Raw genomic sequence first — 6,000 nt, 5'->3', positions numbered from 1 at the left:
CAGCACATCACCAGGCGAAGCCTCCCCGGATGGGGCGACGGAATCATCTGGAACGAACTCCACCACACCACCCCCTACAACAACACATGGGACTAACCCCCCAGACACACAATTTGTCCTTTAACCCACCCTCGACGCAGTCGCGCGCTGGCAGCAACCGCAGGGAGCGTGAGCCAGCGCGTTACAGCGCGAAGGCGTTAAAAAACGGCACCGATGTGCCGTTTTAGCCGAAGCACCAAACAGAAAAAGCCCCTCTGGGCCTACTTGACCTGCACGTTTGCAGAATTAAAAACCTTATATGACGCTTGACACCATGTATGACACCATCTTTGGCGTTTGTTTTGAGAGCACGTTTAGCATCGGGAGCACATCCACATAGCCCGTGTAAGAGCTTTTGTTCACGGCTTCGGTGAAGGTATGCCACCTGACCGGGGCTATGGCAGTACTGAACTACATGAACAAGATGGTGGGAAGCTCACCGAATGCCGCCGATGCTGGAAACTTCTGGACGCAGATGCTTCAGCGAAACCAAAATAGTGTCAACGAGGCTCTGCGCGACGTGCTGAAAAAGCGCCTTAATCAAGCTGCGTTGCCAGTGAAATCCGATGAGTAACTGAGAAGCATCGCTTGGGACGCCCCCCTATCTGCGTTGACAGGTTCGAACGTGATTCCGGCTCCCGAAGTCCTCTGCTGAGATTACTCGTGCCTGGAGCACTTCGCGCCACAAGCACTAATGCTGAGTAGTGACTTCTACTTGTTACCCTGCACTCAACACACAGCCCATCACAGTGAAACTATCGTCAAGCTGCCTTACTAACACTCGTGTACCGCCGAGAGCACGGGATGATATTTTTACACGTGTATCCCAACGGCATCTTGCCTGTACAAGTCGAGAATTAAATATGCAGGTACGCGAGCCCCTTGACAACAATTATGAGCTGCTATAATGTTGCCAGATAGGAGGATACAAATATGTCAACCACTATTGAGAAGCAGATTGACAAGCAGTACGGTGCAACAATGGTCGTATGGTCACACGGCTAAAGAAGCTGGATTACGGCGGTACAGAGACACCGGCTCAAAAACCTTGATGCCGAAGAGCTCAAATGCAACTGGGTAAGGCAGTCGAAACTTTAGAAAGCGCAATCCGCTTTCATCACTTTTCTCCGGCTCTTCCTGAGCGCTTACATGTCGTCAAGAGGTTACCTGAGGGAAGATTGTCGCCAATGAGCCTGCGCTCATTGGCCGCTCCCATCTACATCACAGATTTGGGTATTCGTCGCATCGTTGACCCTAAAATTTTTTACCAGGCACACTGCAAGATTTGTTCAATTACTCCTGCGACAGACACCGAGATTACTGCGGGTCTTGTTTCAACACCTATAAATCGCCTTAAGGAAGCACTTGATGCTGCAATCCTATTTTTCGGTAACTATGACGCTGCAAGTACAGCCATCACAACAAGAAAAAATGAGATACTAGAGGATCATAATCCTGAACTCCTATCTGCGGCTGGAACCATTAGCGCTGCAACTTCAACTCAAGATTCTGGGCTATTCTTTACAAAGGCAGTCTCTTTAGCTGCTAATTATTCAGATAGTTACATTTACTCGCACCGATTAGCAGCAACGCTCATCAAGCGGCAGCATCGCATTAACGACGCGATAAAGATTCTCGATGCACAATTCACAATATGTAATCAACGCAACAATGTTGAAAAAGAGCTTGCCCTGCTTTTTAATCTTAAAGCGCTCGCTGTCTTGATGAGAGATAAAAACATAATTGATGCGATGGAATTGGTAAACTCATCTCTTGAAATGCTTGAGTATGCTATAAACAATCAAAGTTACAGTGACGACTCGCTATCACGACTATACCGATATCGCAGCCAGGTACACATCAACAAGGCTCAACTTCTGCTAAAGATAGGAAAGCAACAGGAAGCTGCTACGCTACTTGAGAACAATTTACACTACACTGCGCAACATTCACACGAGTACATTGGTGAGGCAGCCGCTTCGTTGGCGCTAACGTACTATCTTTCAAAAGATTACCCTAGTGCCTCAAGAACCTCAATATATGCTATTATAAAATTGTCTGAAATCGGAGCGATATCCGCTCTTGCTGCATCTCGAAGAGTCTTTATTGCTTCACAATCAAAAATTGGAAATATTCAAGAAGCTACCCGAACACTACATTTGCTCAAGACTGACCCCCTGGGACTTACGCTCCCCCTTCTCGAAATTAACCGCCCATGAACGCAGTGTGTTACGCCGAGGGACTGACGCGAACCTTTCCGTCCGCCAAGACAGAAATCAAAGCCGTGGATAACGTCTCCTTTTCTGTAGAACCGGGCGAGATCCTTGCCATCGTGGGCTTAAACGGAGCAGGCAAGACGACACTATTGCGAATGTGTGCCACGCTACTGGAGCCAACTTCTGGAACTTTACACATCGACGGGATAGATGCCCGTTCGCATCCCTACCGGGCACGACGCAGTATCGGTCTTTCATTTGGAGGTGATAGGGGTTTCTATCCCAAGGCCTCCGTCTCGGAAAACTTGCTGTTCTTTGCCGATTTAGCGGCGGTGCCTCACCGCGAGCTTCGCTCCGAGGTCTCTCGGGTTCTCTCCCTCGTCAATTTGGAGGCAAAGGCTTCATCTGCGGCTAATACCCTTTCGCGAGGACAATATCAGCGACTTCATATCGCCCGCGCCTTGTTGGGAGAACCGAAATTCGTTATTCTCGACGAGCCGACCAGCGGACTCGACCCGAACGTAGCACTGCGACTACGCTCTCTCATCGCCTCGATAGCAGCAACCGGTACTGCTATCCTCATGTCCAGTCACTCGATGGAGGAAGTTGCGGAGCTTGCCACTCGGGTGCTCCTAATGCGATCTTCGCGGATTATTGCGCGCGGAAGCGTCGCAGATATCGTTACAGCTGCCGGTCTGAAGCAAGTCAGTGAAACCGTACTAGGTGCCAAGGCGCAACCCGATTATGATTCATTACTCAAAGTGGAAGGAATATCTTACGTTCATCGTCGTCCCCACGGAAGCAGATGGTTGCTGAGCGCTTACTGGAGCGACTATTGTGAACAAGCGGAGAAGCAATACCTGTCCATCCTCAGGACGCCGCTACCGCAATCCGTCGCGTTGCACAGTCATCGCGAACCAGATCTCCAGGACGCTTTCCTATTTCTATCGCGCGAGGACGCGGAATGACAAGGATTCCGCACGCAATAGCGCGTCTGTGGCGCCTCTCAGTTTTCCACACCCGCCAGTTCCTGCGCGTCACGTATTTCATCGAACTAATGACGGTCTCCACGGTGGTTTCGGGGATTGCACAACGTCTCGCTGTATATGCGTGGGACTCTGACCCGTACGCGGCCTTCATCCGAACAGGTGCCATCGGCATGTGGACTACCGTGACAGCTGCCGGGGGAATTATTCGCTACGAACGTTTCAAAGGCACTCTCGTGCATCACTTCATCTCCCGAATCGGCGCGCGTCTCTCCCTGGCGGCACTCGTTCTTGCCGTCGCGATTTCGTCTATACTCGCGTACTTCATCGCCCTCGTAATCTGGTTGCCCCCAGGTCCTGGAAACTTACCATTTGAACTCGTATTTTCGCGCGCTCCAATCCTTCTGCTCGGCATAGTCGTAACCTGTGCTGGAGCCTTTGGTGTCGCGCTGGTTGTAGCCGCACTGTTCGTGTTGACTCCGAATGCTGGCGCCTATGAGCCTCTCCTCCTGATGCCGCTTTTTCTCCTGTCGGGCGTATTCGGCACGCCGCCGGGAATCGCAGGATGGATCCTCAAGTTTGTATCGCCGACAATGCGTATCCTCGATGTCATGTCGACGCCTGGGAGTGACCTGGGATTACTGACATTCTCCGCGTGTCTCTCTGTTATATCAGCCGCTGCGTGGATTCTTCTTGGATTGTTTCTCATGGGTCGCTTCACACGGATGACACGTACCGCACAGTTAGCAGAGTTTACGGCGTGAGAGGGGTGTCATCATGCTAGGACGACGTTTGATAACGACTTTCAAGTTATCATGCCGCTCTTCGGCGATGTTTGCGAATCGTAAAACCCTTTTCGTCTCGCTCTTTGCCGCTCCGATTTTTGAGGTCTGCACCTCGTATTTTCTCGGACGTGTCCTTGATTCTCCGAGTCCGACGAATATTGCATTGCGCGGACTTCTCCTCTCAATCTTGTTGATGACGGCGACATTCATCGTCGCCGCTTTCGCCCACGACCGCGAAACAGGAGTTCTAGCGCAGGTTATCTCTCATCGCCCGTTGGATTCGCAATACCTCACCGGTGTTATTCTTGCGGCAGTGGCGATTTCGACGGCCTCGGGAATAATAAACTTAGGCTGTCTCGCTCTAATATTCCCTGTCTGGTCAGCGATTATCAGCGTAGTTGATATCTTTCCCCTCGTGTTGCTCACAGGGACGGCTTTCGGAATACTGTGCGCAATCGCCGTTCTCGTTTTACAAGACCCCTATGCGGCGCTGAATTTCCTCATTCCCTTTCTCCCGCTAGCAGTCGGGGTTCTAGTTCCTCTCTCGGAATATCCGCGTACCATCGAAAGATTTCTGCGCTTCGTCCCACCCGCAAGTAGCCTCAAGAGCATTGAATCAGGCGCACCCGTCTTTGTCCTCTCTGATTATCTCGTTGCCCTCGCCCTTCTTTCGTTGAGTCTGCTGCTCATGCGCCGGGTAGCCGGGCATTTTCGCACTAAGGTCACGCTGTTGCAGGCATAAATTTCCGAGCGTGATTCCGGCGCCCGCAGTCCTCTGCTGAGATTACTCGTGTCTGGAGCACTGCGCGCCCCAAACCCGGTCAGTCCTCTTCTTTGAAGGCATCCTCGCTAGGTATCTCTTCGACGCCAGCCTGCGCCATTTCTTCGCGCGCTGCCTTGCCAAGCTCCGCCGTCACCGGAACGGTGAGGTCTTCGAAAACCCTGGTGTACCAGCCTAAATCAATCGCGTCCAAAGCCGTGTCCTTCACGCAATGCGACTCAGCCAATCCCACCACGTCGACCTCGGTGATCCCCGCGGCTCGAAGAATCTCTTCTAGAGTCTGTCCCGCTTTGTTGACGCCCTCGAATCCCGAATAGGCCGCCGCGTGCTGTCCTTTTTTGACGGAATCGTCAATGGGCAAGTCGGCGATGGCGTCGTGGAGCTCAGCCTCGGGAGTTCCCGCCACCCCGTGAGGCGGCCAGGTATCCACAAAGTCCGGTGTCTCCGAGAAATGCGCGCCGGGATCTATGTGCCAGTCTTGAGTCGTTACCACCAGGTCATATTCCTCCTGGTTCTCCGTCACGAAATCGGCGATTTTCTCGGCAACCTCGTTGCCTCCCGCCACTGCGAGAGCCCCGCCTTCGCAAAAAGTCGGTTGTACATCGACAATTATCAAAGCCCGCATCTTCTTCCTTTCGACACCACAATCCTATCTAGATAGTGCCTGGGGCAGTAACGCTTTGGAGGCTTTGCCGGATTCGACTCAGATGCGGCGGAGTCGCCGGAGGCGAGAGCGAATCTCTAAAAACCAAAAAAGCCCCGTCTCGCGGGACTTTTGGTGGCTCCGACCGGCGTCGATCCGGTGACCTAACGATTTTCAGTCGTTCGCTCTGCCAACTGAGCTACAGAGCCAACGGTTCGAGTGGATCGCACCCAAACCTGCGACCCTGACGGGACTTGAACCCGCGACCTCCGCCGTGACAGGGCGGCGCGCTAACCAACTGCGCTACAGGGCCGTGGCGATTCCGAAGAACCGCAGTACTCCCAACGGGATTTGAACCCGTGTTGCCGCCGTGAAAGGGCGGAGTCCTAGGCCGCTAGACGATAGGAGCGTCGCCTAACCCGTGGGCTGGGACTTGAAATAGTTTAGGGTAAATTCGCGAGAATCGCAAAACCTGGGTTTCTCTGCCTTCTAAAGTCTTGATTATTCGGTATTTGAGAGACCGCCAAGCCCCCAGATTCCTAAGTAAAAA

At 52.4% G+C, this 6,000-nt stretch carries 6 protein-coding genes and 3 tRNA genes; 5 read left to right on the top strand and 4 right to left on the bottom strand.

Features of this window, described 5'->3' with window-relative positions; all coding sequences use genetic code 11:
• Positions 1–436 precede the first annotated feature (436 nt).
• The 5 genes from FYJ63_RS09370 (at position 437) to FYJ63_RS09350 (ending at position 4,768) form a co-directional block, all read left to right on the top strand.
• Positions 437–613, top strand: a complete 177-nt coding sequence (locus FYJ63_RS09370) for a hypothetical protein (protein WP_154546053.1) — start codon at positions 437–439, stop codon at positions 611–613.
• A gap of 493 nt (positions 614–1,106) precedes the next feature.
• Positions 1,107–2,258 carry a hypothetical protein gene (locus FYJ63_RS09365; RefSeq protein ID WP_154546051.1) on the top strand — a complete coding sequence of 384 codons (1,152 nt, stop codon included), beginning with the start codon at positions 1,107–1,109 and terminating at the stop codon, positions 2,256–2,258.
• On the top strand, positions 2,255–3,223 hold the full coding sequence (locus FYJ63_RS09360) for an ABC transporter ATP-binding protein (RefSeq protein WP_154546049.1): 969 nt from the start codon (positions 2,255–2,257) through the stop codon (positions 3,221–3,223). The genes FYJ63_RS09365 and FYJ63_RS09360 overlap by 4 nt, the downstream gene beginning before the upstream one ends.
• Positions 3,220–4,005 carry an ABC transporter permease gene (locus tag FYJ63_RS09355; RefSeq protein ID WP_154546047.1) on the top strand — a complete coding sequence of 262 codons (786 nt, stop codon included), beginning with the start codon at positions 3,220–3,222 and terminating at the stop codon, positions 4,003–4,005. The genes FYJ63_RS09360 and FYJ63_RS09355 overlap by 4 nt, the downstream gene beginning before the upstream one ends.
• 13 nt (positions 4,006–4,018) lie before the next feature.
• Positions 4,019–4,768 carry a hypothetical protein gene (locus FYJ63_RS09350; protein WP_154546044.1) on the top strand — a complete coding sequence of 250 codons (750 nt, stop codon included), beginning with the start codon at positions 4,019–4,021 and terminating at the stop codon, positions 4,766–4,768.
• A 79-nt stretch (positions 4,769–4,847) separates the two neighbouring features.
• On the opposite strand, the gene FYJ63_RS09345 is transcribed toward FYJ63_RS09350, so the two are convergent.
• The 4 genes from FYJ63_RS09345 to FYJ63_RS09330 form a co-directional block, all read right to left on the bottom strand.
• Complete coding sequence (locus FYJ63_RS09345; RefSeq protein ID WP_154546042.1) at positions 4,848–5,432, bottom strand: isochorismatase family protein; 585 nt, start codon at positions 5,430–5,432, stop codon at positions 4,848–4,850.
• A 151-nt stretch (positions 5,433–5,583) separates the two neighbouring features.
• A tRNA-Phe gene (locus FYJ63_RS09340) sits at positions 5,584–5,659 on the bottom strand.
• A gap of 30 nt (positions 5,660–5,689) precedes the next feature.
• A tRNA-Asp gene (locus tag FYJ63_RS09335) sits at positions 5,690–5,763 on the bottom strand.
• A 23-nt stretch (positions 5,764–5,786) separates the two neighbouring features.
• A tRNA-Glu gene (locus FYJ63_RS09330) sits at positions 5,787–5,859 on the bottom strand.
• Positions 5,860–6,000: the final 141 nt, after the last annotated feature.

The sequence above is a fragment of the Mobiluncus porci genome (assembly GCF_009695935.1).
Taxonomy (GTDB): domain Bacteria; phylum Actinomycetota; class Actinomycetes; order Actinomycetales; family Actinomycetaceae; genus Mobiluncus; species Mobiluncus porci.
The sequence above is the reverse complement of the archived record's forward strand: the minus strand, read 5'-3'. Positions and strand labels throughout refer to the sequence as shown.